The 26,838-nt window shown below is 63.8% G+C and carries 25 protein-coding genes; 12 read left to right on the top strand and 13 right to left on the bottom strand.

Annotated elements, in window-relative coordinates; all coding sequences use genetic code 11:
- Positions 1-67: 67 nt before the first annotated feature.
- The 6 genes from YU3_RS0118430 (at position 68) to YU3_RS0118405 (ending at position 7,716) form a co-directional block, all read left to right on the top strand.
- Positions 68-1,054: an ABC transporter permease gene (locus tag YU3_RS0118430; protein WP_027167644.1), complete on the top strand. Its 987-nt coding sequence runs from the start codon at positions 68-70 to the stop codon at positions 1,052-1,054.
- Positions 1,055-1,142: 88 nt separating this feature from the next.
- Complete coding sequence (locus YU3_RS0118425) at positions 1,143-2,168, top strand: sugar ABC transporter substrate-binding protein (RefSeq protein ID WP_027167643.1); 1,026 nt, start codon at positions 1,143-1,145, stop codon at positions 2,166-2,168.
- A 76-nt stretch (positions 2,169-2,244) separates the two neighbouring features.
- Positions 2,245-4,368, top strand: coding sequence for an SMP-30/gluconolactonase/LRE family protein (locus YU3_RS0118420; protein WP_027167642.1), 2,124 nt, complete (start codon positions 2,245-2,247; stop codon positions 4,366-4,368).
- Positions 4,365-5,420, top strand: coding sequence for a hypothetical protein (locus tag YU3_RS0118415; RefSeq protein ID WP_027167641.1), 1,056 nt, complete (start codon positions 4,365-4,367; stop codon positions 5,418-5,420). Before YU3_RS0118420 ends, YU3_RS0118415 begins: the two co-directional genes overlap by 4 nt.
- Positions 5,420-6,916, top strand: a complete 1,497-nt coding sequence (locus tag YU3_RS0118410; RefSeq protein ID WP_027167640.1) for a sugar ABC transporter ATP-binding protein — start codon at positions 5,420-5,422, stop codon at positions 6,914-6,916. Before YU3_RS0118415 ends, YU3_RS0118410 begins: the two co-directional genes overlap by 1 nt.
- Before the next feature lie 392 nt (positions 6,917-7,308).
- Complete coding sequence (locus YU3_RS0118405; protein ID WP_027167639.1) at positions 7,309-7,716, top strand: carboxymuconolactone decarboxylase family protein; 408 nt, start codon at positions 7,309-7,311, stop codon at positions 7,714-7,716.
- Positions 7,717-7,760: 44 nt separating this feature from the next.
- Here YU3_RS0118405 and YU3_RS0118400 read toward each other — a convergent pair whose 3' ends face one another.
- From YU3_RS0118400 to YU3_RS0118350, 11 genes are all read right to left on the bottom strand, one after another.
- Positions 7,761-8,648 (bottom strand): amidohydrolase, encoded by an 888-nt coding sequence (locus YU3_RS0118400; protein WP_027167638.1) that lies wholly within the window; start codon positions 8,646-8,648, stop codon positions 7,761-7,763.
- On the bottom strand, positions 8,648-9,766 hold the full coding sequence (locus YU3_RS0118395; protein ID WP_027167637.1) for a VWA domain-containing protein: 1,119 nt from the start codon (positions 9,764-9,766) through the stop codon (positions 8,648-8,650). Before YU3_RS0118395 ends, YU3_RS0118400 begins: the two co-directional genes overlap by 1 nt.
- A gap of 146 nt (positions 9,767-9,912) precedes the next feature.
- Positions 9,913-10,794: a MoxR family ATPase gene (locus YU3_RS0118390; RefSeq protein WP_027167636.1), complete on the bottom strand. Its 882-nt coding sequence runs from the start codon at positions 10,792-10,794 to the stop codon at positions 9,913-9,915.
- A gap of 8 nt (positions 10,795-10,802) precedes the next feature.
- A complete protein-coding gene (locus YU3_RS42125; protein ID WP_027167635.1) occupies positions 10,803-11,807 on the bottom strand; it encodes a molybdopterin cofactor-binding domain-containing protein in 1,005 nt (334 codons plus the stop codon).
- A 1-nt stretch (position 11,808) separates the two neighbouring features.
- Positions 11,809-13,176, bottom strand: coding sequence for a xanthine dehydrogenase family protein molybdopterin-binding subunit (locus tag YU3_RS42120; RefSeq protein WP_027167634.1), 1,368 nt, complete (start codon positions 13,174-13,176; stop codon positions 11,809-11,811).
- A gap of 13 nt (positions 13,177-13,189) precedes the next feature.
- Positions 13,190-13,672 (bottom strand): (2Fe-2S)-binding protein, encoded by a 483-nt coding sequence (locus YU3_RS0118375; protein ID WP_027167633.1) that lies wholly within the window; start codon positions 13,670-13,672, stop codon positions 13,190-13,192.
- 58 nt (positions 13,673-13,730) lie between these two features.
- Positions 13,731-14,525, bottom strand: coding sequence for an FAD binding domain-containing protein (locus YU3_RS0118370; protein WP_027167632.1), 795 nt, complete (start codon positions 14,523-14,525; stop codon positions 13,731-13,733).
- Between the two features lie 15 nt (positions 14,526-14,540).
- Positions 14,541-14,984, bottom strand: a complete 444-nt coding sequence (locus YU3_RS0118365) for an SRPBCC family protein (RefSeq protein ID WP_027167631.1) — start codon at positions 14,982-14,984, stop codon at positions 14,541-14,543.
- 124 nt (positions 14,985-15,108) lie between these two features.
- Positions 15,109-15,936, bottom strand: a complete 828-nt coding sequence (locus tag YU3_RS0118360; RefSeq protein ID WP_027167630.1) for an AraC family transcriptional regulator — start codon at positions 15,934-15,936, stop codon at positions 15,109-15,111.
- A gap of 181 nt (positions 15,937-16,117) precedes the next feature.
- Positions 16,118-17,116, bottom strand: coding sequence for an ABC transporter permease (locus tag YU3_RS0118355; RefSeq protein ID WP_027167629.1), 999 nt, complete (start codon positions 17,114-17,116; stop codon positions 16,118-16,120).
- Between the two features lie 47 nt (positions 17,117-17,163).
- Positions 17,164-17,907: an ATP-binding cassette domain-containing protein gene (locus tag YU3_RS0118350; RefSeq protein WP_027167628.1), complete on the bottom strand. Its 744-nt coding sequence runs from the start codon at positions 17,905-17,907 to the stop codon at positions 17,164-17,166.
- Positions 17,908-18,357: 450 nt separating this feature from the next.
- Between YU3_RS0118350 and YU3_RS0118345 the strand changes: the two genes are divergently transcribed.
- The gene (locus tag YU3_RS0118345) at positions 18,358-19,347 is read left to right on the top strand and encodes a sugar-binding protein (RefSeq protein WP_027167627.1); all 990 of its coding nucleotides are present in this window, start codon (positions 18,358-18,360) and stop codon (positions 19,345-19,347) included.
- Positions 19,348-19,452: 105 nt separating this feature from the next.
- On the opposite strand, the gene YU3_RS0118340 is transcribed toward YU3_RS0118345, so the two are convergent.
- Positions 19,453-20,526 (bottom strand): NAD(P)-dependent oxidoreductase, encoded by a 1,074-nt coding sequence (locus YU3_RS0118340; protein WP_348631177.1) that lies wholly within the window; start codon positions 20,524-20,526, stop codon positions 19,453-19,455.
- Positions 20,527-20,539: 13 nt separating this feature from the next.
- On the opposite strand from YU3_RS0118340, the gene YU3_RS0118335 reads away from it, so the two are divergent.
- Both YU3_RS0118335 and YU3_RS0118330 read left to right on the top strand, forming a co-directional pair.
- Positions 20,540-21,436 carry an NAD(P)-dependent oxidoreductase gene (locus YU3_RS0118335; protein ID WP_027167625.1) on the top strand — a complete coding sequence of 299 codons (897 nt, stop codon included), beginning with the start codon at positions 20,540-20,542 and terminating at the stop codon, positions 21,434-21,436.
- Between the two features lie 102 nt (positions 21,437-21,538).
- Entirely contained in the window at positions 21,539-22,315 is a 777-nt protein-coding gene (locus YU3_RS0118330) for a FadR/GntR family transcriptional regulator (RefSeq protein WP_027167624.1), read from the top strand.
- A gap of 221 nt (positions 22,316-22,536) precedes the next feature.
- On the opposite strand, the gene YU3_RS0118325 is transcribed toward YU3_RS0118330, so the two are convergent.
- On the bottom strand, positions 22,537-22,824 hold the full coding sequence (locus YU3_RS0118325) for a DUF3175 domain-containing protein (protein ID WP_027167623.1): 288 nt from the start codon (positions 22,822-22,824) through the stop codon (positions 22,537-22,539).
- Positions 22,825-22,979: 155 nt separating this feature from the next.
- Here YU3_RS0118325 and YU3_RS0118320 point away from each other — a divergent pair, with 155 nt between their 5' ends.
- From YU3_RS0118320 to YU3_RS0118310, 3 genes are all read left to right on the top strand, one after another.
- The gene (locus tag YU3_RS0118320) at positions 22,980-24,212 is read left to right on the top strand and encodes an MFS transporter (RefSeq protein ID WP_027167622.1); all 1,233 of its coding nucleotides are present in this window, start codon (positions 22,980-22,982) and stop codon (positions 24,210-24,212) included.
- 147 nt (positions 24,213-24,359) lie between these two features.
- Positions 24,360-25,388: a LacI family DNA-binding transcriptional regulator gene (locus YU3_RS0118315; RefSeq protein ID WP_027167621.1), complete on the top strand. Its 1,029-nt coding sequence runs from the start codon at positions 24,360-24,362 to the stop codon at positions 25,386-25,388.
- Between the two features lie 302 nt (positions 25,389-25,690).
- Positions 25,691-26,818: a sugar ABC transporter substrate-binding protein gene (locus YU3_RS0118310; protein WP_027167620.1), complete on the top strand. Its 1,128-nt coding sequence runs from the start codon at positions 25,691-25,693 to the stop codon at positions 26,816-26,818.
- Positions 26,819-26,838: the final 20 nt, after the last annotated feature.

Genomic DNA, 26,838 nt, shown 5'->3' with positions numbered 1-26,838 from the left:
CGATTAGCTTTCGTCCGGGATGCAGGCCCGGCCAAAGGCCTGTGCGCAGGGGCGAAAGACACAAGCGATGAATGCGATCGGCTGGCCGAACTGGAGGCGCCTCAATCAGGAAGGCATCGTCTTTGCCATCGCCATCTTGCTGTTTGCCGCCGCGGCCATCGGCCTGCCGGGGTTCCTGACCGCCGACAATCTGGTGGCCATCGTCCGCTCGGTTTCCGTCCTGGGCATTCTCGCGCTCGGCATGGCCGTCGTCATCATCGGTCGCGGCATCGACCTGTCGGCCGTGGCGATCATGGCGATGTCGGTCGCCTGGTACCTGCAACTGGTCAACACCGGCACCTCGGACGGGCTCGCCTTTGGCTATGTGCTGGCAGGCGTTTTAGCCATCGGCCTGCTCAACGGCTTTCTCGTCGCCTATGCCGACGTGCCGGCGATCTTCGTGACCTTAGCCACCGGCTCCTTCGTGTTCGGCTATGTGCGTTCTCAACTGATCACGCAGGATGCCGTGCCGGTGCCTGGGGGTCACTGGGTCGAGCTGCTCGGCGGCGTCCGCTTCCTCGATATTCCGGTCGAGGTGTTCGTCTTCGCCGGACTTGCCTTGCTGTTCTTCCTGTTCCTGCGCTACACCAAATGGGGCCGCTTCATCTATTTCGCCGGCGACAATCCGGTCGCCGCCCGCAACATCGGCGTTCCGGTGCGGCCCATGCTGGTGCTGCGCTATATGCTGTCGGCTTTCGTGGCCCTGATCGCCGGTCTGCTGACCGCGGCCAGCCTGCATTCGATCAACACGCGCATCGTCAACTCGACGCTGCTCTACGATATCGTGCTGGTGGCGGTGATCGGCGGCATCGGGCTGTCGGGCGGCAGGGGCGGGGTGCGCAACGTGCTGGTGGGGGCGGCGCTGATCGGCATCCTGCTCAACGCCATGACCATCATCGACATTCCGCTGCTCTACCAGAACCTGATCAAGGCGGCGATCCTGCTCGGCGCCATCATCGTCGACGGCATCATCAATCCACGCGACGAACAGACCGCGCAGCAAGGCGACATTTAGAGCAGATGGGCCAGCCCATCTTGCTCTCGGGTACCCGGGGTGATCGCGACGATCGGCCGGCAATGAAAACCGAACCAGAGGACGTGACATGAAATTATTCAGGACATTGATGGCGGCGGCCACGGCGCTCGCCGTTACCGCCTTCGCGGCGCCGAGCTTCGCCGCCGACGATCCGGGTCCCGCTGCCTATGCCAAGTCGCTCAACGGAAAGCGCGTCATGCTGGTGCCGCTGGCGATGGGCTTCGACCTGGCGCAGGGCTGGGCGCACTATTTGAAGAAGGAAGTCGAAGCCTGGGGCGGCACGTTCGAGACCCGTGATCCGAACTGGGTCGTCGATGCCGGCGCGCAGGCGATCACCGACGCCATCGCTTCAGACACCAGGCCCGACGTGCTGATCATCCACGCGCCCGACCTCAACTCCTATTCGAAGCTGATGAAGAAGGCTCAGGCCGCCGGCACCTATGTGCTGCTCGTCGACAATCCGGCCAACTTCCCCGCCGACGCCTTTGTCGGCAGCGACTGGGACAAGCTCGGCCAGCTCGAGGCCGAAGCGGCGATCAAGGGCTGCGGCGAGAATTCGTCGAAGAAGATCGGGCTGGTGCAGGGCGACCAGGCGAACTCGTCCAGCCTCTACCAATATGCCGGCATCATGAAGGTGCTGGAGAAGCATCCCGACTTCCAGGTCGTCGCCAAGCCGGATTCCAACTGGGATGCGACGACGTCGCGCAACGTGACGACGACGATGCTGCAGCAGCATCCCGACATCTGCTCGATCATCGACTTCTGGGACGGCGACGCCACCGGCGCCTCGGCAGCGATCCGCGACGCCAAGCTCGATGGCAAGGTGTTCCTGGTCACCACCGGCGGCGGCGAGAAGGCGGCCGATTGCGACAAGCTTCAGGACGGCACCTACGGCGCCGTTGTGATGACCGATCTTGCCCGCCAGTCGGGCGACATGAACGCCATCATCAAGTTCCTGCTGCAGAGCGGGCAGCCGGCCGGCACCTCGCACACCTACATTTACACGCTGGAGAAGGCGACGACCAAGGCTGACCTCAAGCCCGACAGCTGCTGGGACCTGAAGGCGCTGCAGGCCGAAGCGGCGGCGAAGTAAGACATACGCGACTGATATCAACGAGGTGGCCGGATTGTTCCGGCCGCCTCTTTCTCTTGAATGACAGCAGCAGCCGATGAATTTTCGTGAACGCCTCCAGGCCTGGCGCTACAATCTTGTGCCCGATCATCTGGTCGGCGAGATCCTGACCAAGCGCTGGACCGACAACGCCATACCCTTCCTGGCGCTGGTGGCGACGCTTGGCGTGTTCGGCTCGATCATTCCAGGGTTCTTCAAGCTCACCTCGCTGCAGGAATCGACGCGGCAGCTCGGTGAGTTCTCCCTGGTCGTCATCGGCATGACCGTGGTGATGCTCGGCGGCGGCATCGATCTTTCGGTCGGCTCGATCTTCGCGCTGTCCTGCTTTTCCGCCGTCTATGTCTTCTTCATCCTCGAACAGTCGGTGTGGCTGGCGCTGGCCGCGGCGCTGGCTACAGGGCTCGTCTTCGGCGCCATCAACGGTTACCTCGTCGGGTATCTGAGACTGCGCGCCTTCCTCACCACGCTGGTCACCTTCATCTTCGGACGGGCGCTGTTCGACATCCTCGTCACCACCTATGCCGCCGACGTGCAGCTTTCCCAGGCCAGCTCCGATGTGCTCGACTTCATCGGCGACGGCACTTTCTGGGGCCTGTCGGTCTCGGTCTGGCTGGCCATTATCCTCGCCATCGTCACGCACATCGCGCTGACGCGATCGCGTCCTGGCTGGCACGTGCTGGCGGTCGGCGGTTCCCGACGCTCGGCGCACAATGCCGGCATCCGGGTGCGCCGCACGGTGTTCATGACCTATGTCTTCTCAGGCTTCTGCGCCTCGATCGGCGGTTTCCTCATTGCCTGCCGCTTAAGCGGCGCAGGGCCGGGGACCGGGCTTAATCTGGAGATCATGGCGCTGACGGCGGCGGTGGTCGGCGGCGTCAGCCTCGGCGGCGGGCGTGGGTCGGTGATCAAGGGGCTGATGGGCGCCATCATCGTCTTGACCATGACCAACGGGCTGATCCGGCTGGGCTACGGCACCGGTACCAACCAGATGGTGCTCGGCATCATGCTGGCGGTGGCCGTCACCATCGACATCCGCTGGCTGAAGAACCGCCACAAGGTGCTGAACGAGGTCTATGTCGCGCCGGTCTATCTCAAGATGGGCGAAACGCAGTCGGCCGCGCCCGGTTCCGGCACATCCTACGAGCTCGACAATCGGCTGTCGGCCGCGGACCATATCGGGCTTGGCGAGCTCGAAGGACCAGAGGACGTCATCCTCGACCGCGACGACCATCTCTATTGCGGCACCCGCCATGGTGAGATCGTCCGCTTCTTCGCGCCGGACTATGTCAAGTCGGAAGTGTTCGCGCATATCGGCGGCTTTCCGCTGGGGCTCGCTTTCGACCGGGACGGCAACCTCATCAGCTGCGTCGGCGCCATGGGGCTCTATTCCGTCTCGCCGGACCGGGAGGTGAAGCGCCTGTCGGCCGAGACGTCGCGCTCCTGGACCTCGATCGTCGACGACGCGCGGCTGCGCGACCCCAATGACTGCGACATCGCGCCGGACGGCCGTATCTATTTCACGGATTCAACGAAGCGCTACGATGCCCATGATTGGGCGCTGGACTCGATCGAGAACCGCGCCACGGGCCGCCTGCTGGTCTATGACCCGAAGGATGGATCGACGAAGACGCTGCTCGACGGCTACCGCTACACCAACGGCGTGTGCATGGCGCATGACGGCAAGTCGCTGTTCTTCGCCGAAAGCTGGGCCTGCCGCGTGCATCGCTACTGGCTGGAAGGGCCGAAGGCCGGCACCGCCGAATGCGTCATCCGCGACATGCCTGGCTATCCCGACAACATCAACCGTGCGTCCGACGGCAATTACTGGATGGCGTGGCTCGGCATGCGCACGCCGAGCTTCGACCTGTCGTTGCGCCATCCCGATATGCGCAAGCGCATGACGCGGCGGCTGCCGCAGGACGAGTGGCTGTTTCCCAACATCAACACCGGCGGCGTGGTGAAGTTCAACGAGAAGGGCGGCATCGTCGAGGCGATGGGCGATCTCTCGGGCGATGCGCATCCGATGGTGACCTCGATGCGCGAGCACAAGGGATATCTCTTCGTCGGCGGCATCCTCAACAACCGCGTCGGCCGCTACAGGATCGAGGACGCCGACCCGAACTGGACCAGCCCTGCTTCCTATTGGGGAGGCAAGCCATGATCCTCGATCCGATCCTGGATGTCTTTCGCGGCAAGGCGGTGACTATACCGCCGCTCGACGGTGCATTCCGTCCCAACACCCGATTGGATGACGCGCCGGCCTTCGCCGAACTGAGCTCGCCGGACAATCTGCTGCCGGCTGCCGGCCGGCTGTTTGTCTCCAGCGGTAATGCCGTCTTTGCGATTGCGGCCGGTTCCGAGCCCGTCGTGGTCGAGACTTTTGCGTCCACCGTCACCGCGCTCGCGCTGTCGCCATCGGACGAACTGACGGTCGGGCTGGAAAGCGGCAAGCTGCTCATCGCCGGCAAGGAGATTTCGCTGCCGGCCGAAATCCGTTGCATCACCGCACTCGCCTATGCCGATGACGGCACGCTGTGGCTGGCCAACGGCTCGGCGCAGCACCTGCTGTCGCAATGGGCGGCCGACCTGATGAAGAAAGGTGCTTCCGGCTCGCTTTGGCGGCTCGGGCCAGGGGGTATCGGTTTCCAGAAGACCGCTGGCGACATTGCCTTTCCCTATGGGCTTCACCCGACCGGCAGCGATGTGCTGGTGAGCGAAAGCTGGCGTCATCAGCTTGTGCGCTTTGACGGCTTGACCGGCAACCGGTCGACCGTGCTGACGCATCTGCCCGGCTATCCCGCCCGCCTGTCACCATCCGCCGACGGCGGCGCGTGGCTGACGCTGTTTGCGCCGCGCAACCGGCTGATCGAGTTCGTGCTGCAGGAAACGCATTATCGCCGAGACATGATCGACCAGGTGCCGCCGGCCTACTGGATCGCACCGGCGCTGGCCTCCAACCGCAGCTTCCTCGAGCCGCTGCAATGCGGTGGCATCCGCACCATGGGCATCCACAAGCCGTGGTCGCCAAGCCGCTCCTACGGTCTGGTGGTCAGGCTCGACAACACCATGCAGCCGCAATTCAGCCTGCACAGCCGCGCCAACGGCACGCGCCACGGCATCTGCAGCGTAGCGGAACAGGACGGTCAGTTGTTCATCGCCTCAAAGGGAGGCGACTGCGTGCTTTCCGTCGATCTCGCTTCGGGAGGTTTCTGATGGAACCGATCGTCAGTCTGGAAAACGTCACCAAAAACTATCGCGGCGTGCCCGCGGTGAAGAATGTCAGCTTTGAACTGCGGAAAGGCGAGATCCACGCGCTGCTCGGCGAGAACGGCGCCGGCAAGTCGACGCTGACCAAGATCATCGCCGGCGTCGTCGACGCGACCTCCGGCAAGATGTTCCACAAGGGCGTCGAGACGGCATACGCCTCGCCGCATGCCGCGCTGGAAGCCGGCATCGCCATGGTGTTCCAGGAGACCAGCCTGGTGCCGTCGATGACGGTGGCGCAGAACCTTTATCTCGGCACCGAGAAATTCCTCAACCGGCTGCGCGGCACCTACATCTCGGCGCAGCAGTTCCTGCAGTCGCTGAATTTTCCGGTCGATCCGAACGCGATGGTGGCCACGCTGGGCGCCGCCAAGCGGCAGATGGTGGAGATCGCGCGCGCCGTCCACCATAATGCCGAGATCATCATCTTCGACGAGCCTACGGCGACGCTGACGCCGGAGGAAAAACGCCATTTCTTCGCGCTGATCCGCCGGCTGAAGGCGCGTGGCGTGTCGATCGTCTTCATCAGCCACGCGCTGGAAGAGGCGCTGATGATTGCCGACCGCATCACCATCCTGCGCGACGGCGAGCTGGTGATCACCGACGACACTTCGGCCTTCGACCGCGACAGGATCGTCGCCGCCATGGTCGGGCGCTCGCTGTCGGGGCAAATCTACCGCCAGCGCGACGAGGCGAAGCTGCGCAGGGCCGGCAAGAAAGTGCTCTCGGTGCAGGACATCTCGATGAGCAACATCGTGCGCAACAATTCCTTCTCGATCTTCGAGGGCCAGATCACAGGCGTGTTCGGGCTGATCGGCTCCGGCCGCACCGAGACATTCAAGATCGTGTCGGGCATCTATAAGCGCGATTTCCTGCGCGGCGGCGCGATCGAATTGGATGATCGCCCAGTGCGCTACCTCGTGCCGAGCGAGGCGGTGGCCGACGGCATCGTCTACGTCACCGAGGATCGCAAGAGCGAGGGCATTTTCGAGACGATGGGCATTGCCGAGAACCTGTTCGGCGGGCTGCTCGCCGCGGGGCGCGAGAAGGCCTGGGTGATCAACCAGCAGGAGATGCGGCAGCTCTCGGCTGAATGGACGAAGACGCTCAACATCAAGGCGATCAACGACAATGCGCGCGTGGTCGAGCTTTCCGGCGGCAACCAGCAGAAAGTGGTCATCGGCAAGGGGCTGGTGCAGCAGCCGCGCATCGTCATCTTCGACGAGCCGACGCGCGGCGTCGATGTCGGCGCCATCGCCGAGATCCACCAGATCATCAACCGGCTGGCCGACGAGGGCCTCGCCGTCGTCGTCATCTCATCCTACCTGCCGGAGATCATGAACCTTTCCGATCGCATCCTGGTGTGCCGACAAGGCCGTATCGTCGAGGAATTCTCGCCGGCGGAGGCGACGGAGGAGAAGATCATGTACGCGGCCGTGCACTAGCTGGCGGGGTAGAGGCGGATAATCGCACCGTTGAATCGTCACCCATGGAGATTGGCCGAGGCGCTCGTCATTTCGTCATCCACGGGCGGAGCAAGGAGCGGAGCGACGCGCGCAGACCCTAGGATCCATGCCGCGACTGTTAGGCGCCGCTGCGGTTCAGAATTCTGCTCCGCTGCACCTCTCGCGCGAGGTCACGGAATGGATTCCAGGGTCTGCGCGCGTCGCTTCGCTTCTTGCTCCGCCCTAGAATGACGAGGCTAAGGTGCTTCGGCCAACCTCCGCGGCAGTGCGCTGTTCCGAGCCAAAAATTGAATCGGATAAGCCGGTTAGCCGTCTATGCGGAACACTTGATACAACGACCTTGCCCATCGGTCCAAACGAAAGGAAACACCATGGCCACCACAAAACTCCTGAGCGACGCCGAGGTCGAGAGAATCCCGGCGGTGAAGGCCGTGTTCGACGACATCCGCGCGACGCGCAAATCCGATTTCGTCAACAATTTCTGGCGCGGACTTGCCAACGATCCGGCCTCGCTGAAGCGGGTGTGGGAGCAACTCAAGGCGGTGATGGTCGCCGACAGCGCCATCGATCCGCTGACCAAGGAAATGATCTACATCGCCGTGTCGACCGCCAACGGCTGCTCCTACTGCGTCCACTCGCACGCCGCGGCAGCGCGGGCCAAGGGCATGACCGAGGAACAGCATAGCGAGCTGGTGTCGATCATCGGGCTGGCCGGCCAGACCAACCATCTTGTGACGGCGATGCAGATTCCGCTCGATCCGCAGTTCGAGGTGAAGTGAGGCGCCGGCTTTTCCTTCTCCCCTTGCGGGAGAAGGTGGCCGCGCTATACCGGCCGGTAAACCTTCTCGGCCGTGTTCCAGAAGATATTCGCCTCGGCTTCCGCTCCGTGGCGGGCGACCGCCGCGCGGTGCGCCTTGATCAGTTCGGCATGGCTGGTCCACAGTTTCTCGATCGGGAAATTCGAGCCGAACATCAGCCGGCCGCTGCCGAGGATTTCGATAGCATTGTCGACGATATAGGCGATGAGGTCGGGGTCGTTGCGATGCACGAAGGTGCCGAAACCCGATAGCTTGGCGTAGAAATTGGGCGCCGCCGAGAGCGTGCGGAGACCCGCTTTCCAGGCATCGGTGGTTTCGGGCTCCATTCCCGTCAACATGCCGGCATGGGTCAGGATGAAATTGGTTTGCGGGTTCTCGCCGACCAGTGCCAGTCCGTCCTTCATCTGCGCGGGAAAGAGCTGCAGGTCGAAGGAGAGGCCGTAATCCTTCAGGCACGCCACGTTTTTCCGCACCATGGGATCGATGACCTGATCGGCCGAGGCGGCGAAGCGGAAGGCGGGCGTCTCGTGCCAGTGAAGCTGCATGCGCACGCCGCGCAGCAGCTTGTATTTGATCAGCCGGTCGATCTGCGGGCGGACGTCGTCGACCGTCATGTCGGCATAGCCGACGATGGCGTGCGGCCAGCCGGTCTCGTCCGCGGTTTTCTGCAGGAAGGCGACCTCCTTCTCGAAATCCTCCTTGGCCCAGTTGGTCTGGACATAGACCGCCTTCTCGACGCCCGAGCCTTTCTGGTCTTCGAGGAACTCCGCGATCGGATAGTCGCGGCGGATCGGCTCGTAAGGGCCGAAGATGCGCGGCACCATCGGCCCAACCAGCCAGGGCTGGTCCTGTTGGCGCCAGATATGGAAATGCGCGTCGATGGCTTTCTGCATCACGATACCCTTTTCCAGATGGTTTTTGCCGCCGGAGCGGGGCGGGCGAGTGACAGGATGAAATCGGTGAGGCTCTTCAGCGACGAGCCGTCGACCAGGTCGTCGAGCGCCGGCAGGATGGCGCGAAGCGCTGCCGTCGCCGGGTGGAAGCGTGGATCGCCAGCGAGCGGCGTCGCCAGCGAGAGCCGGAAGGCGCGGGCGCTCAGGCGCCGGATCGCTGTTTCGAGATCGGAATGACCGCCCCGCTCCAGCGCGTCCGATAGGATCACAACGCAGGCGCCGCGCGCGAAGGCCGAGAAGCGTGGCACCGAAAGGAAGGCAAGCAGCGTCGGCCCCATGCGGGTGCCGCCGTCCCAATCGTCGACCTGGGCCGCGGCGCGGGCCAGAGCCTGCTCGCGGTCACGGATGCGCAACGCAGAGGTGATGCGGGTGAGCCGCGTGCCGAAGGTGAACACTTCGGCACGGTCCGCGCCTTGCACCGCGGCATGCGCCAGCTTCAGGTAATCGGCCGTGTGCAGCTTCATCGAGCCGGAGACGTCGATGAGCAGGAGCAGTTTTCGCGATACGGTCTGCCGGCGCCGCAGCAGCGGCGCCGGGATGTCGCCATCGGCGCTGACGATTTCGCTCAGCGAACGCCTGAGGTCCAGCGTGCCCCGCGAGCGGGTGCGGGCTGTTCGGAAAGAACGGCGCGCGGGCAGGGCGGACGCAAGCTTGCGGCGGAACGGGCCAAGGCCATCGGCGTCGCGCTGGAAATCGCGGCTGCTCAATTGTTCGAGCGCCGAGGACAGTTCGCCGCCTTTCTCCTGGCGTGGGGTGCGGTCCTCTTCCTCGTGCGCGCCTCGGTCGTCCTTGATGCGGGTCTCGTCGTCCTCTTGGCCTTCGATCGAAGGTTTGGCGTCGCCGTAGAAATAGAAGCTGAAATGCGCCTCGAATTCGCCTCGGCGGTCGGGCGAGGGGGCCAGCGTGGCGAGTGCCGCCTCGCGGATATCGTTCATCGAGCGAGGACCGAGCAGCGTGATCGCTTGCATGAAACTGGTGACCTGCTCGGGCGCAATGGCGAAGGCATGATCACGAAGCAAGCGGGCAAAGCCCAGGAACGGCGCGGCGGGGCGGGGCAAGCCATCCTCTCCCCGTTCACGGGGAGAGGATGCCGGCAGGCAGGTCAGGGGCTGCGCCGACGTCGGAGGTTGGCGCTGCCCCTCATCCGCCCCTTCGGGGCACCTTCTCCCCGTAAACGGGGCGAAGGGGTTGTCGAGGTCACGCATCACGCCAGCACCTCCTCGACAATCCTCCCCAGCTCCGGCGCGATCGAGGACAAATCCTCCTCGTCCTTGATCAGCACGCCGATGGCGCGGCGGAAGGCTTGCGGCCATGGGCTGCCGCCTTTTTCGAGGATTGTCGCGGCATTGGCCCATTCGACCGCTTCGGCGATGCCCGGCGGCTTGGCCAGAGGCCTCGCGCGGATCTGCTGCACGGCATTCGCCACCGCGCGCGCGGTGGCCTCGGCGACATCACCCGCGCGCAGCATGATGATCTCGGCCTCGCGGGCGGCGTCGGGATAGCCGATCCAGTGATAGACGCATCGCCGCCTAAGCGCTTCGGCCAGCTCGCGGGTGCGGTTCGAGGTCAGGACGACGATCGGCTGCGTTGCGGCGCGGATGGTGCCGCGTTCCGGAATGCTGATCTGGAAGTCGGAGAGGAATTCCAGAAGCAGCGCCTCGAACTCGTGATCCGAGCGGTCGATCTCATCGACCAGGAGCACACGCTGTTCAGGCGCGCGCAGCACCTGCAGCAGCGGCCGGGCGATCAGGAAGCGGTCGTCATAGATGTCGATCTCGTGCTCGCCGGCATGCCGGATGGCGAGCAGCTGGCGCTGGTAGTTCCACTCGTACAGCGCATGCCCGGCGTCGATGCCTTCATAGCATTGCAGCCGCACCAGCTCGCGCCCGAGCAGTTCGGCGACCGCCTTCGCCGCTTCCGTTTTGCCGACGCCCGGCGCGCCTTCGAGCAGCAGCGGCTTGCCCAATCGGATCGCCAGGAAGATCGCGGTGGCGAGACTGTCGTCGGCCAGATAGCGCGACGCGGCAAGGCGCACGGCGACCGTCTCCGGGGAGGCGGCGACATCCGTTGCATCGGCGCGGGCCATCTTCCCGCTCAGCCCGCGGCCTGCGCCTTCAGCGCGCGCAGGATGCGCTCGGGCGTGATCGGCAGCGTGTCGACGCGCACGCCGACGGCGTCGAAGACAGCGTTGGCAACAGCGGGGATCTGCGGGTTGGCGCACATCTCGCCCGGGCCTTTGGCGCCGAAGGGGCCGTCGGCGGAGGGGCGCTCCAGCACGATGATCTCGGTTTTTGCGAGATCGCCCGGGCCCGGCATTAGATACTGATTGAAGTCGGTGCCGCCATGGTCCCGGTTCGGGTAATAGGGCTCGGTCGTCTCGTAGAGCGCGTGGCTGATGCCCATCCAGGAGCCGCCGACCAACTGCTGCTCGACCATTTTGGGGTTCAGCGCACGGCCGATCTCGAAGACGTTCTTCACGGCGAGCACCGTCACTTCGCCGGTCTCGTCGTCGACCTCGACCTCGGCCACCGTGCAGGCATGGGCATAGCAGGTCGACGGCTTCATCGCGCCGGTCTCCTTCTCCGGATAGGAGCGCGGGATCAGGAACATGCCGCGCCCGGAGATCGAGCGGCCGCGCTTGAAATGCGCCGAGAGCGCGACATCGAAGATCGAGATCGATTTCTGCGGCGCGCCCTTCACCTGTATGTTGCCCTGGCCATCGGTCTCGAGGTCCGACGCATTCACTTCGAGCTCCTCGGCGGCCACTTCCAGCATCACCTGGCGGGCTTCCTTGGCCGCCTGGATGACGGCATTGCCGGCGCGGTGGGTGCCGCGCGAGGCGAAAGTGCCCATGCAATGCGGGCCGGTGTCGGTGTCGGCGGTGTCGATGACGACGCGGTCGGTCGGCACGCCGATCGTCTCGGCGCAGATCTGCGCCATGATCTGCTTCATGCCTTGGCCAAGATCGACGCTGGAGAGCGTCACCATGAAATTGCCGGTCGGCGTCGAATGAACCAGCGCCTGTGTCGGATCGCCGCCGAGATTCATCCCGGTCGGATAGTTGATCGCGGCGACGCCGCGTCCACGCCGGATCGCCATCTCAGGCTTCCTTCCTGTAGGAGGACATCGCCATGTATTTCTCCGCCACCGGCCAGTTGGCGGCGCGCGAGGCTTCCTGCATGCATTCGATCAGTGCTGCCCCCTCCGTCGGCTGGCGGTGTGCCTTCATGTCGCCGTCGCGATAGGCATTGATGAAGCGGAACTCGAGCGGATCCATGCCGATCAGCCGCGCCAGCTTGTCCATCTGCACTTCAAGCGCGAAGTCGCCGATGGTGACGCCGAAGCCGCGCATGGCGGAGGAGGGGGTGCGGTTGGTGTAGACGCAGTAGGTGTCGATCCAGACATTGGGGATCGTGTAGGGCCCGGGATAGTGCGCCGCGCCCTTTTGCGCGCCGTAGGGCGAGTGGCGCGAATAGGCGCCGGCATCGGTGTAGCCGGTGACCTTGCGCGCGACGATGCGGCCGTCCTTCATCACGCCGTCCTTGATGACGACCTTTTCGGCCGCGCGGGGTGACGAAATCTGCATTTCCTCCTCGCGGCTGTAGATAAAACAGACCGGGCGTCCGGTTAGCTTGGCAGCGAGGATGGCGATCGGCTCGACGATGACGTCGACCTTGCCGCCGAAGCCGCCGCCAACGGTACCGCCGACGAAATGCAGCTTCGAGCCCGGCATCTGCAGGATGATCGAGGCGTTGTCGAGCGTGAAGAACATCGCCTGCGTGTTGGTGTAGCAGGTGAAGCGGTCGTTGCTCTCGGGCACCACCACGCAGCCGGTGGTCTCGGTCGGCGCGTGCTCGATGGGCGAGGACTGGTAGCTCTGTTCGAGGATGTGATCGGCGCCGGCAAAGCCTGCCTCGACATCGCCGAAGCGCACCTTGCGGCATTCGCCGCTGTCGTAGAGATAGTAATTCTGGCCGTGATATTCGTTGACGAGCGGTGCGCCGGGCTTCAGTGCCTCCTCCATGTCGAAGACGGCGGGCAGCACCTCATAGTCCACCTTGACCTTGGCGGCGGCTTCCTGCGCCGCGCGCTCTGTCTCGGCCAGCACCGCCACCACGGCCTCACCCTTCCAGCGCACCTTGCCGTCGGCAAGCACTGTCTCGTCTTCCGGTCCGATCTGGATCAGGATCAGGATGGTGTAGACATTGTGCGGCACGTCCTTGGCGGTGAGGATTTTCACCACGCCCGGATGCTTTTCCGCCTCGGATGTGTCGATCGAGCGGATGCGAGCATGGTGGTGCGGGCTGCGCACCATCTTCAGATGCAGCATGCCGGGGAAATTGCGGTCGGCGAAATAGGCGGTCTTGCCGGTGACATGTCCCGGCGAATCGAGCCGCGGCCGCGGCTGGCCGATCTCGTGCAGACCGTCCTTGCGGACATCGGCGAAGTAATCCTTGCGCAGTTCCATGGCTCGGTCCCCCTCAGGCGGCGTTCTGGGAGTTGGCGCGCGCCGCAAGCAGCACCGCCTGGATGATCGGCTCATAGCCGGTGCAGCGGCAGATGTTGCCGGACAGCGCCTCGACCACGTCCTCGCGGCTGGGGTTCGGCGTGCGGTCGAGCAGAACCTTGGCGGCCATGATCATGCCCGGCGTGCAGAAGCCGCATTGGGTGGCGAAGGCATCGAGGAAGGCGCGCTGCAGCGGGTGCAGCACGCCGCCTTCGGCGAGGCCGGCGGTGGTTTTGATATCGGCGCCGATGCAAGTCTCGGCCAATGTCAGGCAGGAGAGCCGCAACTCGCCGTCAATGATGACCGAGCAGGCGCCGCAGGTGCCCTGGTGGCAGCCACCCTTCGGCGATGTGTCGCCGATCTTGTCGCGCAGCGCGTTGAGCAGCGTCGTGCCGCTTTCGACGAACTCGGCTTTCTCCGAGCCGTTGAGCATGAATTGGACAGGTACCTTCGCCATTTTTCCTCCCTGCGCGCCTGCCTGGACGGACCGGACGGACGCGCGTCCCCAACGGGTTTTATTGTGACAGCAACCGCCCGAGATGCACCGGCAGGACCTCGGCGCGATACCAGGCGCTGGCGATCGGGTCGGTGATCGGCGTGATGCCTTCACCCGCGGCGGCGAGCGCCGGCGCGATTTCCTGCGGCGTGAGCTTGGAACCCAGCAGCGCCTTCTCTGTGGCTAAAGCGCGTATCGGCCGGTCGGCCATGCAGCCCAGCGCGATCCGCGCCGAAGTTACCGTGCCGTCGGCCGTGCGCTGCAGGAGTGCGGCGATGCTCAGCACCGACACACCCTTCGGCTTGACGCGCGACACTTTCAGGAAGCGGAAGCTCTCCATGCTGGGCAATGAAAAGCCGACAGCGGTGACGATGACGCGACTGGTGTCGCGGCCGGTCAGGAAGGTCTCGATCGGCATTTCGCCGTCTTCGGTGAAGACGGTCGCGTCCAGCGCCAGAAGCGCCACGGCGAAATCGCCGTAAGGGGCAGGGGCGAACAGGTTGCCGCCGACGGTCGCCATGTTGCGGATCGCCGGTCCGCCGACGGCGCGCGCGGCTGGCGCGAGCGCGGCAAGCTCGGGATGGCGGGCAATCGCCGCCATGGTGGCGGACGCGCCGAGCCGGACCTTGCCGCCCGAAACCGCGATCCGCGAAAGGCCGGGATCGGCGACGCGGACCAGGCTGGAGACGGAAACATCGCCTTCATTGGCGGCGCGCACCACCAGCGTGCCGCCGCCAAGATAGCGGGAGCCGGCCGCCTGCAAGGCTGCACTGGCGTCTTTCACGGTCGAGAAGGTCTGCAGCGCAAGCGACATGGCGCGCTCCCCGATTTAGCTATTGCCGGCGAAATGGCTCTTCAGGGCATTGAAGCCGCCCTGGAAGACATTGGCGCCCATGCCCTCGGCCAGCTTGTCGGCTTCCTCGGGCGCAGCGTCGAAGCTTGCGCTCCATTCGGCGTAGGTGCGGTTGCCGTCGGTGACGCGCCGCAACTGCAGCGTCGCCTTGTGGTTGGTCAGTGGCTGCGGCGTTTCCAGGATCGAGTAGCTGACCAGGAAATTCTCATCCGAGAAGTCGAGCAATTTTTCGCGCAACCGCGCGCCGCTGGCCAACTGGAAATTGCGCACGCAGCCGATCGTGGTGGCGACCTTGCCGTCCTCGATGTGGCTTTCCACCATGCGCGGATGCCAGCTTGGCAGGCCGTTGAAGTCGCGGATGCGCGCCCAGACCTGCTCGACCGGCGCGTCGATGACGCTGGAAATGGTGACTTTCGCCATAGACTGGTTCCCTTGCAAAGATCGGACAAGGTTAGGGCGGCCGAAGAGCCGGCGCTTATCAATGCGTCTTGAGCGCGTATCAACCAGTCGGAAAAAGCGGCGGCGGATCAGCCCGCAAACGCGCTCACGACATGGCTCGCGCCGCTTCGCGATAGAGCGTCGGCGGCACGCCGACATGGTCGCGGAAGAAGCGCGAGAAATTGCCCTGGGTGGTGAAGCCGAGATTGCAGGCGACCGAGATCAGCGGTGCCTCCGACCACTGCAGCTGGCGCACGGCCTCCTCCATGCGCAGCGTGTTCCAGTAGACATTCGGGGTCAGGTTGGTCTGTTCCTTGAAGAGCGCGAAGAAGTGGGGCCGGGACAGGCCGACCGAACGGGCGACGTCATCGAAGGAAATGCGCTCACAGACATTGGCCTTCATCAGCTGGATCGCCTTGCGGACGCGGAAATCGAGCATCGTGTTGACGCGGGCGCGGGCTATCTGCGGCGCGGAGGCGTCCGCCGCGTCGAGCACCGAGTCGATGAAACGCTCGATCTCGTAATTGGCGACGTCGTCGATGCTCTCATTGTCGGTGAGGTGATCGAGCAGGTTCGCCGCCGCCTGGTGCAGCCAGGGCTCCAGCGTGATCGCGGCTTGCGTGAACAGCGGCGCCGAAGAGGGCAGGTCACGGCGCCGGCGCGCCCAATCGGGATCGATGTAGAAGGCGAGGAACAGGCCGGGCCTGCCGTCGCGGGAAAGGGCGTGGCTGTGCGGCTGGAAGGAATTGATGCCGGCCGCGGTGCCCGGTCCAAGCCGCACCGTCTCGCGGCCGATCGTCATTTCCCCTGCCGTGCCTTCCAGCCAGATGATGAGATGCGCCTCGCCATGGGCATGGGTGACGAAGTCGTTGGCGACATTCAGCACGGAAACATGTCCGAACCGGCCCCAATAGAGCCTGATCGCGTCCGTCATGGGTATCGTTCCTCCCGCAGGCGACTGGCCTCCCTTCGCCTGCCGCAGGATAGTGCGGCCGGGGTGCGGTTGCGTCAAGGCGCCCGGCCGCGGCGGGTTTCGTTGGCGCCACGTGGCAGCGGATTTTCAGACTGAGCGATAGGGGCGTTCCTTCTCCCACAAGGAGAGAAGGAAAGTGCACTCAGTCACTGCGGCGGAAGTTGCGGATGCGGTCGAACAGCACCGCAAGGATGATCGCGCCGCCGATGAACGTGCCTTGCCAGAAGGCGTTGATGCCGAGCAGGCCAAGGCTGTTGCGGATCACCTCGATGAGGGCGGCGCCGACGATGGCGCCGAGCGCGGTGCCGACGCCGCCGGCGAGATTGGCGCCGCCGATGACGGTGGCGGCGATGACCTGCAGCTCCATGCCGGTGCCGAGATTGGTGGTGACGGCGCCGAGCCAGCCGGTCTGGATGATGCCGGCAATGCCCGCCGAAAGCGCCGAGATCATGTAGACGGCGACCTTGATCTGCTTGACGGGAACGCCCGTCAGCGTCGCCGCATGCTCATTGCCGCCGATGGCGAAGATGTGCCGGCCGAACTTGGTCCAGCGCAGGATGAAGCCCGTGATCAGCGCCAGGATGATCATGTAGAGCACCGGATTGGCGATGCCGAACAGCCAGGCGCCGCCGCCCAGCGCCAGAAGCTTCTGGTGGTCCGGCCCGAACTGGAAGACCACGGTGTTGTTGGAAGCGACCATGGCGAGGCTGCGCGCCACCGAGAGAACGCCGAGCGTCACCACGAAGGGCGGGAAGCCCAGATAGGCGATGAGCACGCCATTGAACGCGCCGACGGCAAGCGCAGTCGCGATCGATGCCAGGATGCCGATTTCGATCGAATAGCCGGCGTGCATGGTGACCGCTAATATCATCGAGCATAGGCACAGCACCGAGCCGACCGAAAGGTCGATGCCGCCGGTGATGATGACGAAGGTCATGCCGAGCGCGATGATGGCGACGAAGGTGACGTTGCGGGTGATGTTGAAGATGTTCTTCGACGTGGCGAAGGAATCGGTTGCGAAGGACAGGAACAGGCAGGCGAGGACGACCGCGATCACCACCCAGAAGGTCTGGTTGGAAAAGAGCCGCGACAGGAAGGTGTGCTGCTTCTGCGCGATCGTCTGGTCAAGGGTGACTGCCATTATCTACCTTTCCTGGGCGGCCGAAGGCGTGCCAAGTTTCCACGCGACTACGCAACCTGTTCGATGGCGCCGGTGATCAGCCCGGTGACTTCCTCGGGCGAGCTCGACGCGATCTTCTTGTCTGCCACTTTACGGCCGCGCCGCATGACGATGACGCGATCGGCGACGTCGAACACGTCGGGCATGCGGTGGCTGATCAGCACTACCGCGATGCCCTGGTCGCGCAAGTGGCGGATCAGGTTGAGCACTTCGGCCACCTGCCTGACCGAAATCGCCGCGGTCGGCTCGTCCATCAGCACGATCTTGGCCTGCGACAGCATGGTGCGGGCAATCGCCACCGCCTGGCGCTGGCCGCCCGACATCTGCTTGACAAGGTCGCGCGGCCGCGTCTCGGATTTCAATTCGGCGAAGAGCTGGCCGGCGCGCTTGTACATCGCGCCATAGTCGAGGATGCGGAACGGACCGACGCCGCGGCGCAGCTCGCGGCCGAGATAGACATTTGCCGCAGCCGTCAGATTGTTGCAGAGCGCAAGGTCCTGGTGGACGATCTCGATGCCATGCTGGCGCGCATCCGCTGGCTTGTGCAGGACAAGCTCCCTGCCGTCCAACCGCATGGTGCCGTGGCTCGGGTGGAAATTGCCGGCGATCATCTTCACCAGCGTCGACTTGCCGGCGCCATTGTCGCCCATCAGGCCGACGACCTCACCGGCCTCCAGCGAAATCGAGACGTCATTGACCGCCTGGATGGCGCCGAAATGCTTCGAGATGTTTGCGAGTTCGAGAACCGGCACCAGCCTTAAGCCTCCCCATTTGTCGACGCAGCCGCCCGCCGACCTTGCCGGCGCCGCTCGCGTCCCGCTCGTCCATTTCCTCCCGGACGAGCGCGATCCATGCATTTAGGCAAATGCGAACGAGGCGTCAATCAATTGTCAGACGATTAATTTCGAGACTCGACAAAAAATCTGTTTTGTAGGACAAATAGGAATTGACGCTGGCGAAAAGCCGATATTAGCTAAGTCTCGGAGAAGAATTTGCTCCGCGCCCGTCTGTCGACGGAGAGGGGGCAAATGCTTAGATGATCAAGGATCCGGCTGCCAACGTTCGGGCAAACGGATCGGCAAATGCTTATCAGCCCGGTCCAGGATACGAGCATCGGAAAGATTCTCGTCATAGTTCTTGCGCATCCAGGCTGATTGGTGTGGCGGGCACGCGGTGTCCGTCTGTTTCAAGGGAGGACTGATATGAGGAAGACACTTTTGCTTGCCGCCGTCGCCGCCATGGCGTTGGGCGCCGGGCCGGCTTTGGCCAAGAAACAGCTCGTGATCGTCGTGAAAGGTCTCGACAATCCGTTCTTCGAAGCCATCCATCAAGGCTGCGAGAAGTGGAATAAGGAAAACGCCAGCTCGGAATATGAATGCTTCTACACCGGTCCGGCATCGACCTCGGACGAGGCCGGCGAAGCGCAGATCGTGCAGGACATGCTGAGCAAGCCGGACACGGTGGCAATGGCGATCTCGCCCTCGAACGCGCCGCTGATTGCGCAGACGATCAAGAGCGCCAACCCGTCGATCCCGATCATGACGCTCGACGCCGACCTGGCCAAGGAAGACGCCGCCCTCCGCAAGACCTATCTCGGCACCGACAACTACCTGATGGGCCACAAGATCGGCGAATACATCAAGAAGGCCAAGCCGAATGGCGGCACGATCTGCACCATCGAAGGCAATCCAGCGGCCGACAACATCCTGCGTCGCGCGCAAGGCATGCGCGATGCGCTGACGGGCAAGGAAGGCCTTGCGGCACTTGCCGGCGAAGGCGGCTGGACCGAAGCCCCCGGTTGCCCGGTGTTTACCAATGACGACGGCGCCAAGGGCGTGCAGGGGATGACCGACATCCTTGCCGCCAATCCGAAGCTCGACGCCTTCGGCATCATGGGCGGCTGGCCGCTGTTCGGCGCCCCGCAGCCCTATCGCGACCTGTTCAAGCCGATGGCCGACAAGATTGCCAAGAACGAGTTCGTCATCGGCGCTGCCGACACGATCGGCGATGAAGTGGCGATCGCCAAGGAAGGTCTCGTCACCGCGCTGGTCGGTCAGCGGCCGTTCGAAATGGGCTACAAGGCGCCTTCGGTGATGCTCGACCTCGTCGGCAACAAGACGGTCGCCGATCCGGTCTTCACCGGCCTTGACGAGTGCACCAAGGAAACGGCCGACACCTGCATCCAGAAGTAGGCGCCAGCTGCACCCAGAGCCAAATGTCGAAAGGGGCGCCCACGAGGCGCCCCTTTCTTTTCCAGCGCAAGCTTCCGCGATCGAACAGGGCAGGGCGCCTCCCGCTTAAATCTTCTGCTTCACGCCGTCCTTGGAAGGCATCAGGTCGACGCCGTTGAGCTTGCCGATATGGGTGGCCAGCATCGGCACATACTGCTCGGCGGGGCCGGTGGCGAAAGCGGTCGCGAAGGAGTTCTTGGTGGCGTTGCCGAGCGGGTTGGCGATGCCGGCCGCGCCCGCCATCGATTCGAGATAGGTCAGGTCCTTGAAGGCGTTGGCGATCGAGAACTTATGCGCGTCCCGGTCGCCTTCCAGCGTCCAGCGCATGAAGGTCTGGTAGAAGCCGCAATCCATGCGGCCGTTGCGGATGACGCTGTCGAAGCGCGGCGGCGAAATGCCGACCTTCTCCGCCAGCGCCAGTGCTTCCGAGTAGATCGCGGCGTAGCCCAGCGAGATGAAGTTGTTGAGCAGTTTCATGCGGTGACCGTCGCCGGTGTCGCCGATATGGACGATGCGGCCGGCCCAGGTCTCGATCACCGGCTTCAGCCTTGCAAACACCGTATCCGGCGCGCCGACCATGGCGTCGAGCGTGCCTTCCCAGGCTTCCTTTGGCGTGCGGCTGAGCGGCGCGTCGACATAGTCGACGCCGAGCGCCTTGAGTTCGGCGGCCAAAGCCACGGTCGAAACCGGATCGGAGGTCGAGCAGTCGACGACGACGGCACCTCTCTTCAGGCCTTCCTTCAGTCCGCCGGGACCGCGGATGATGGCTTCAACTTCGCGTGAGCCGGTGACGCAGATAAAGACGATGTCGGATGCCGCTGCCACGTCCTTGGACGTGACAACTTCCTGGGCGCCGCGGCCAACCAAGTCTTCGGCGGGCTTGCGGTTCTTGCGGCCGAGGAAGGTCAGCGGATAGCCCTTGTCGACGATGTTCTTGGCGATGCCGTGCCCCATCAGGCCGAGGCCGATGAAACCGATGTTCTCGCGGGCAGCGGTGGTGCTCATGTCGTCTCTCTTCCCTGTCTTCCGTGATGATGGACGACCGCCTCGCGAGCGATCGCCGGGAGGTTTCCGGACATCGCGGTGGCGGTCGATTGCGGAATGCAATATTGTCTGACAATACACATAATACCCGAGCATTGTGGAGAGCAAAATGACGAAGCGGATCATGTTCACCGGCGGCAGTGGCAAGGCAGGCCGCCATGTTGTGCAGTATCTGGTCGAACATGGCTGCCAGGTGCTCAACCTCGACACCAAGCCGCTCGACAATCCGAAGGTGCGCACGCTGATCACCGACATCACCGACAGCGGCCAGGTGTTCAACGCGCTGTCGAGCTATGCGGGGCTGCATGAGTTCGACCCGTCTCTCAGGGCGCAGCCGGTCGACGCAGTGGTGCATTTCGCGGCGATCCCGCGCATCATGATCACGCCCGACAACGAGGTGTTCCGCATCAACGCGATGGGCACCTACAATGTCATCGAGGCGGCGGTGAAGCTCGGCATCCGCAAGGTCGTCATCGCCTCCTCGGAGACGACCTACGGCCTGGTCTTTGCCAACGAGCCGCGCAATCCCACGCATTTCCCGCTCGACGAGGACTATGATGTCGACCCGATGGACAGCTATGCGCTGTCGAAGATCGTCAACGAGAAGACCGCGCGGGCGTTTGCACTGCGCAGCGGCTTCGACGTCTATGCGCTGCGCATCGGCAACGTCATCGAGCCGCATGAATATTCGCTGTTCCCGAAATGGTTCGCCGATCCGGGTTTCCGCAAACGCATCGCCTGGAGCTACATCGATGCGCGCGATCTCGGCCAGATCACCTTGCGCGCCATCGAGAAGGACGGCCTGGGCTATCAGGTGTTCAATGCGGCCAATGACGATACCTCATCCGACCTGCCGACAGCGGAGCTCTTGAAACGCTTTTATCCGGGCGTGCCGGTCAAGGCCGAACTTGGCGAATATGAGACACTGCTTTCGAACCGCAAGGCGCGCGACGTGCTTGGCTTCCGGCCGCAGCACAGCTGGCGCAAATACGTCAAAACGGCGTGAGGCGCAGCCAAATGCCGGTTGATCTGTGCACATCCTCGTGGGTCGCGGCAAAGCGAGCCTGCCGTGCTTGACAGGCTCTGAAAACGGGACTTTCTGGACCATATGCGGTACGCGAAGCCGAACAACGAAAAAGGGCCGACGAAAACGGCAGCCGCGGAGCGTCCCGCCGGCGTTCGCCGGGCAAACGCGCCGCGTATCCCGGGTGCCAGCGTGCATACTTCGCTCGCCAGCGAAATCGGCCTTCGCATCGTGCGTGGCGACTACCCTCCGGGCACTATCCTGCCCAACGAAGCAAAATGGTCGGAGACCTTCGACGTCAGCCGCTCCGCGGTGCGCGAGGCGATGAAGATGCTGATGGCAAAGAGCCTTCTGGCGTCGCGGCCGAAGATCGGCAGCTGGGTCGAACCGAAGGAACGCTGGAACCTGCTCGACCGCGACGTGCTCGCCTGGTACGCGACGTCGCCGGATCGCGAGGTTTTCCTGAGGACGGTGCAGGAGTTCCGCCACATCATCGAGCCCGAGGCGACGGCCTTCGCGGCGATGCGGCGCTCCGACGAGCAGATGGCCGAGATCAGCCAGGCCTGCCGCGAGATGGGCGAGGCCACCAACCTGCAGGAGCGGACCCGCGCCGACACGCGCTTCCACCTCGCCATCCTGCGGGCTTCGGGCAACGATTTGCTGGTGCCGCTTGGCGTGCTGATCGAATCCGCCTTCGACCACCTTTTCGCCTACACAACACGCGAGCTCGACGATTTGCACCATGCCCAGAAGCTGCATGAGGCGATCGAACGGAGCATTCGCCTGCAAAGGCCGGATGCGGCGCGGAACGCGGTCCGCAAGCTGCTGGCCAATACCGACGACGTGATCCAGTCGCGCTAAGGTCCATCGATATTCAGGTGAGGCCGGCTTGCGAATGGCGGCTTCCTGCGCTTCCGGCCTTCGCCGGCCGAAGCATTCGTGGGTGGCGTGGCTTATAAATTAGGCTACGGCCGGCGTAGGCCGGTGCTCACGTACTTTAAGTACGCTCCGCTCCGGTTCTCGGAAGCCACCATTCTCAGCTCGGCCTGACCTGAATCTCAACGGACCTCTCGTTGCAGAACTTAATCCTGCTTTTCGCGGCCGAACGCGGCGCGTAGCTCGTCCTTGGCTTTTTCCAGCACTTCTCTGCGCTCGTCAGGCAGGTTCTTGCCGGCGCGGTTGATGTAGAAATTCAACATCGACATGGCGGATTGGAACGGCTCCGCCTTGCGGCGGTCGCTGTGCTCGGCCGATCGCTTCAACGATGCGGCGATCTTCTTGGCATCGTCGGATTCAAAGACGTGCTCCTCGAGATCCAGCGCATCGCTGTGCTCGGTCACGTCGGCCGACCATTTCTTCGTTGCGGTCATGGCGCACTCCTTCCTTTAGAAAGAACTCCATCGGGTATGGCGGGTTCCGCTTCTGGAGCCACCGATTTGCCCGCCGTGGCGCTGCTCGGCTCGGGAAATGCGCCGATAGTGGCTCAAACACCCGATCTCGAAGAAATCGCGGACAGGAAACACCGGTGACGACAGTCCCAGGAAATGCCGCAAGCAGCGCCGGCGTCGACAGCTTCTACGCATGGACGCGGCTTGGCATTTCCTTGCTGCTGGCGACGATCGGCGGTGTCGGCACCTGGGCGGTGGTCGTGGTCCTGCCCGCGGTGCAGGCCGAATTCGGCGTTGATCGCGCCGCCGCATCGATGCCCTATACCGCGACCATGGTCGGCTTTGCCGCCGGCAACGCGCTGATCGGACGCGCCATCGATCGTTTTGGATACTGGATACCGGCGCTCGCCGCTTCCGTGGCGCTTGGCGCGGGGTTTCTGCTGGCATCGCTCGCCAATTCGATCCTGGGCGTCACGCTTGCTCAAGGCTTGCTAATCGGTGTCGGCTGTTCGGCGATCTTCGGGCCTCTGATCGCCGACGTCTCGCACTGGTTCAACCGCCGCCGTGGCGTCGCGGTGACGGTGGCGGCGTCAGGCAATTACGTTGCCGGGGCGATCTGGCCGACGGTCATGCCTTATGTGATGCAAGGCCATGGCTGGCGCTTCACCTATGCGGCGATCGGGGTCATCTGCCTCGTCACCATGGTGCCGCTGGTCCTGCTGTTGCGACGGCGCGCGCCGCATGAGGGGATCACCGGCGCGTCGCGCGGCCGGCCGGTGCAGCCGATCTCGCTGTCGCCCACGCAGTTGCAGATCCTGCTGGTGATTGCCGGCTTCGGCTGCTGCATGGCGATGTCGATGCCGCAGGTGCATATCGTCGCCTACTGCATGGACCTCGGCTACGGCGTCGCGCATGGCGCCGACATGCTGTCGATCATGCTGGCGGCCGGTGTCATCAGCCGGATCGGTTCGGGGTTCCTCGCCGACCGCATCGGCGCGGTGAAGACGCTGCTGATCGGCTCGGCGCTGCAGTGCCTGTCGCTGTTCTTCTACATCCCGTTCGACGGGCTCGCCTCGCTCCATGTCGTTTCGCTGGTATTCGGCCTGTCGCAAGGCGGCATCGTGCCCTGCTATGCGATCATCGTGCGCGACTATATGCCGGCAAAGGAAGCCGGCCAGCGTGTCGGCATCGTGCTGATGGCGACGATCTTCGGCATGGCGGTGGGCGGCTGGATGTCGGGCTGGATCTATGACCTCACCGGTTCTTATGCCGCCGCCTTCCTGAACGGAATTGGCTGGAACCTCGTCAACCTCGCAGCCATCGCACTGTTGATGTGGAAAGCCAACCGCAGCGCCGTGGCGATTGCCTGACGGATCGGCTCACCTAGGCGCCGAAGTCGGGTTGCTTGACAATGGCGGACGCATGCGCGACCCCAATCGGCAAAGCTGACTGGTGGCGATGACACGGATGCCGATCCTGACGTTGCAGCCGCGCGCCGAAGAAGGGGGGACAAGGCCGTGACCAAGCCGCGCTCCCGCCGTGGCGGTGGCCGCCCAACCATTGCCGACGTGGCGCGCAAGGCCGGTGTCGGCGCGATCACCGTGTCGCGTGCGCTGCGCGAGCCTGGGCGGGTCTCGGAAGACCTTCGCCGGCAGATACAGGCCGCGGTCGCCGAGCTCGGCTACGTTCCTGACCCCAACGCGCGCGCGCTCGCCTCTGCGCGCGCGGAGGTATTCGGCGTGTTGGTGCCTTCGCTTACCAACAACGTCTTCGCCGAAGTGGTGCGCGGCATCTATGACAGCTTGTCGGACAGTCCGTTCCGCATCCAGCTTGGCAACACGCATTATTCCGGGCTGGAGGAGGAGCGGCTCCTACAGGTGTTCGGCCCACAGCGGCCGGCGGCGTTGATCGTGGCCGGCATCGACCAGACGCCAGCCTCGCGAAAACTGCTCGAGAATGCCGGCTGCCCGGTGGTGCAGGTGATGGAGACCGGACCCGATCCCATCGACATGATGGTCGGCTTTTCGCATCTCGACGGCGGCAGGACAGCGACCGAGCACCTGATCGAGATGGGGTATCGCCGCGTCGGCTTCATCGGCGCCCGCATGGATCCGCGCTCGCAGCGGCGCCTGGCCGGCTATCGGACCGCCATGGAAAAAGCCGGCCTGTTCGATCCGCGCCTGATCACCACCACGCCGGTGCCGTCCAGCGTGTCGCTTGGCCGTGAACTGTTCCGAGATGCCCTTGCCAAGGTTCCGACGCTCGACGGCGTGTTCTGCAACAATGACGACATCGCGCTCGGTGTGCTGTTCGAATGCCACCGCGCCGCGATCCATGTGCCGAAGACGATCGGCATCGTCGGCTTCAACGATCTCGACATGATGCAGGTGGCCTTTCCCTCGATCACCAGCATCCGCACTCACCGCTATGAAATCGGCAGGCGCGCGGTGGCCATGGCGCTGGCGGCAATCGCCGGAGGCAGGCCGCAGGAGCGGGTCGTCGATCTCGGCTTCGAGCTCAAGCGCCGCGAGAGCACTGCCCGCTGAGCATCTTAGAGTTCGCTGAAATGAGACTTTACAGCCCTTATTGGTAGCGCTACCATCCCGAGCTCGCGAAAACTCACAAGAGAAGCAATCCTGTTTATTATACATAAGCGACAGAATGTTTCTTGTTTATTATGGATAATATGATAGTTTTCGTAGCCGCTTGAGGGAGCGACGGGGGAGGGGATCAAGTCGGCGTTGACCGCCTGAAACTGCGGCGGGCCAAGGCAGGAGGTGCTTGGGCAAAAGCCTCAATTGTACTGCAGCCAACAAACAAATCAGAACTGCAACTGGGAGGAATATCGATGATCAAGTCACTCGTTGGTGGCATCGTTGCCGCCACTGCATTCGTCATGTTGAGCTCGGCGGCGATAGCCGCGGGCCCCGAAATCGTCAAGGGACCGGCCGCCGAGCCGGACTGCTTTGCGCCCTGGGCCGCCGATACCCAATTCTTCAAGTTCCCCAAGAAGGACGGCCCGTACCGCGTCGCGCTGGCCAACGGCTATATTGCCAACACTTGGCGCATCCAGATGATCCAGACGGCCAAGGCCTACGCCGCGCAGAAGGACGTCGCGGCAAAGCTGAAGGAATTCAAGGTCGTATCGACCGGTGAAGATGTCCCGGCGCAGATTTCGGCGATCAACAACTTCATCGATTCCGGCTACGACGCCATCGTCGTCAACGCGCAGAACCCGACCGCCTTCGGACCGGTGATCAAGCGCGCCAAGGAAGCCGGCGTCATCCTCGTCGCCTTCGACAACATCCTCGACACCAAGGACGCCATCAACGTCAACGTCGATCAGAAGGGTCTGGGCGCGCTGTGGGGCAAATGGCTAATCGACCATATACCGGATGGCGGCAAGATACTTGAAGTGCGCGGCGTTGCCGGCACGTCGGTCGATACCGATCGCCACAATGGTATCCATGAGGCCTTCGATGCCTCGGGCAAGAAATGGGACGTCACCGAAGTCGCCGGCAAGTGGGATGACCCGACGGCGCAAAAAGTTACGGCTGACGCGATCGCCACCAATGGTCCGTTCGTCGGTATCACCGGCCAGGGGGGTGACACCGGCATCGTTCAGGCGATGATCGACGCCAAGCATGCGTTCGTGCCGTTCGGCGGCGAAACCGAGAACGGCTTCCGCAAATTCTGCGCGGCGCATGCGGCGGACGGACTCAAATGCTCATCGGCCGGCACCGGTCCTGCCCAGGTGGCGGTCGCCATCAAGACGGCGATCTCGGCACTTGAAGGCAATGTCGTGCCGCAGTCGGTCAAGCTGCCGCTGGCGATCGTCGAGGATCCCAACTTCAAGGCGGGTCAGGATTTCTTCCCCGATCAGTCCGACAATTTCTTCGTCGGCAATTCCTTCCCGACCTGCGGCATCAATTTCACCGCGCAGGAAATCATGGGCCAGACCAAGGCGGACCAATGAGCTGACCGACTGGCGCCGCG

This window comes from Mesorhizobium sp. WSM3224, assembly GCF_000427725.1.
GTDB lineage: Bacteria > Pseudomonadota > Alphaproteobacteria > Rhizobiales > Rhizobiaceae > Mesorhizobium.
Note: the sequence above shows the minus strand (reverse complement) of the source record. Positions and strands in the feature narration are given on the sequence as shown.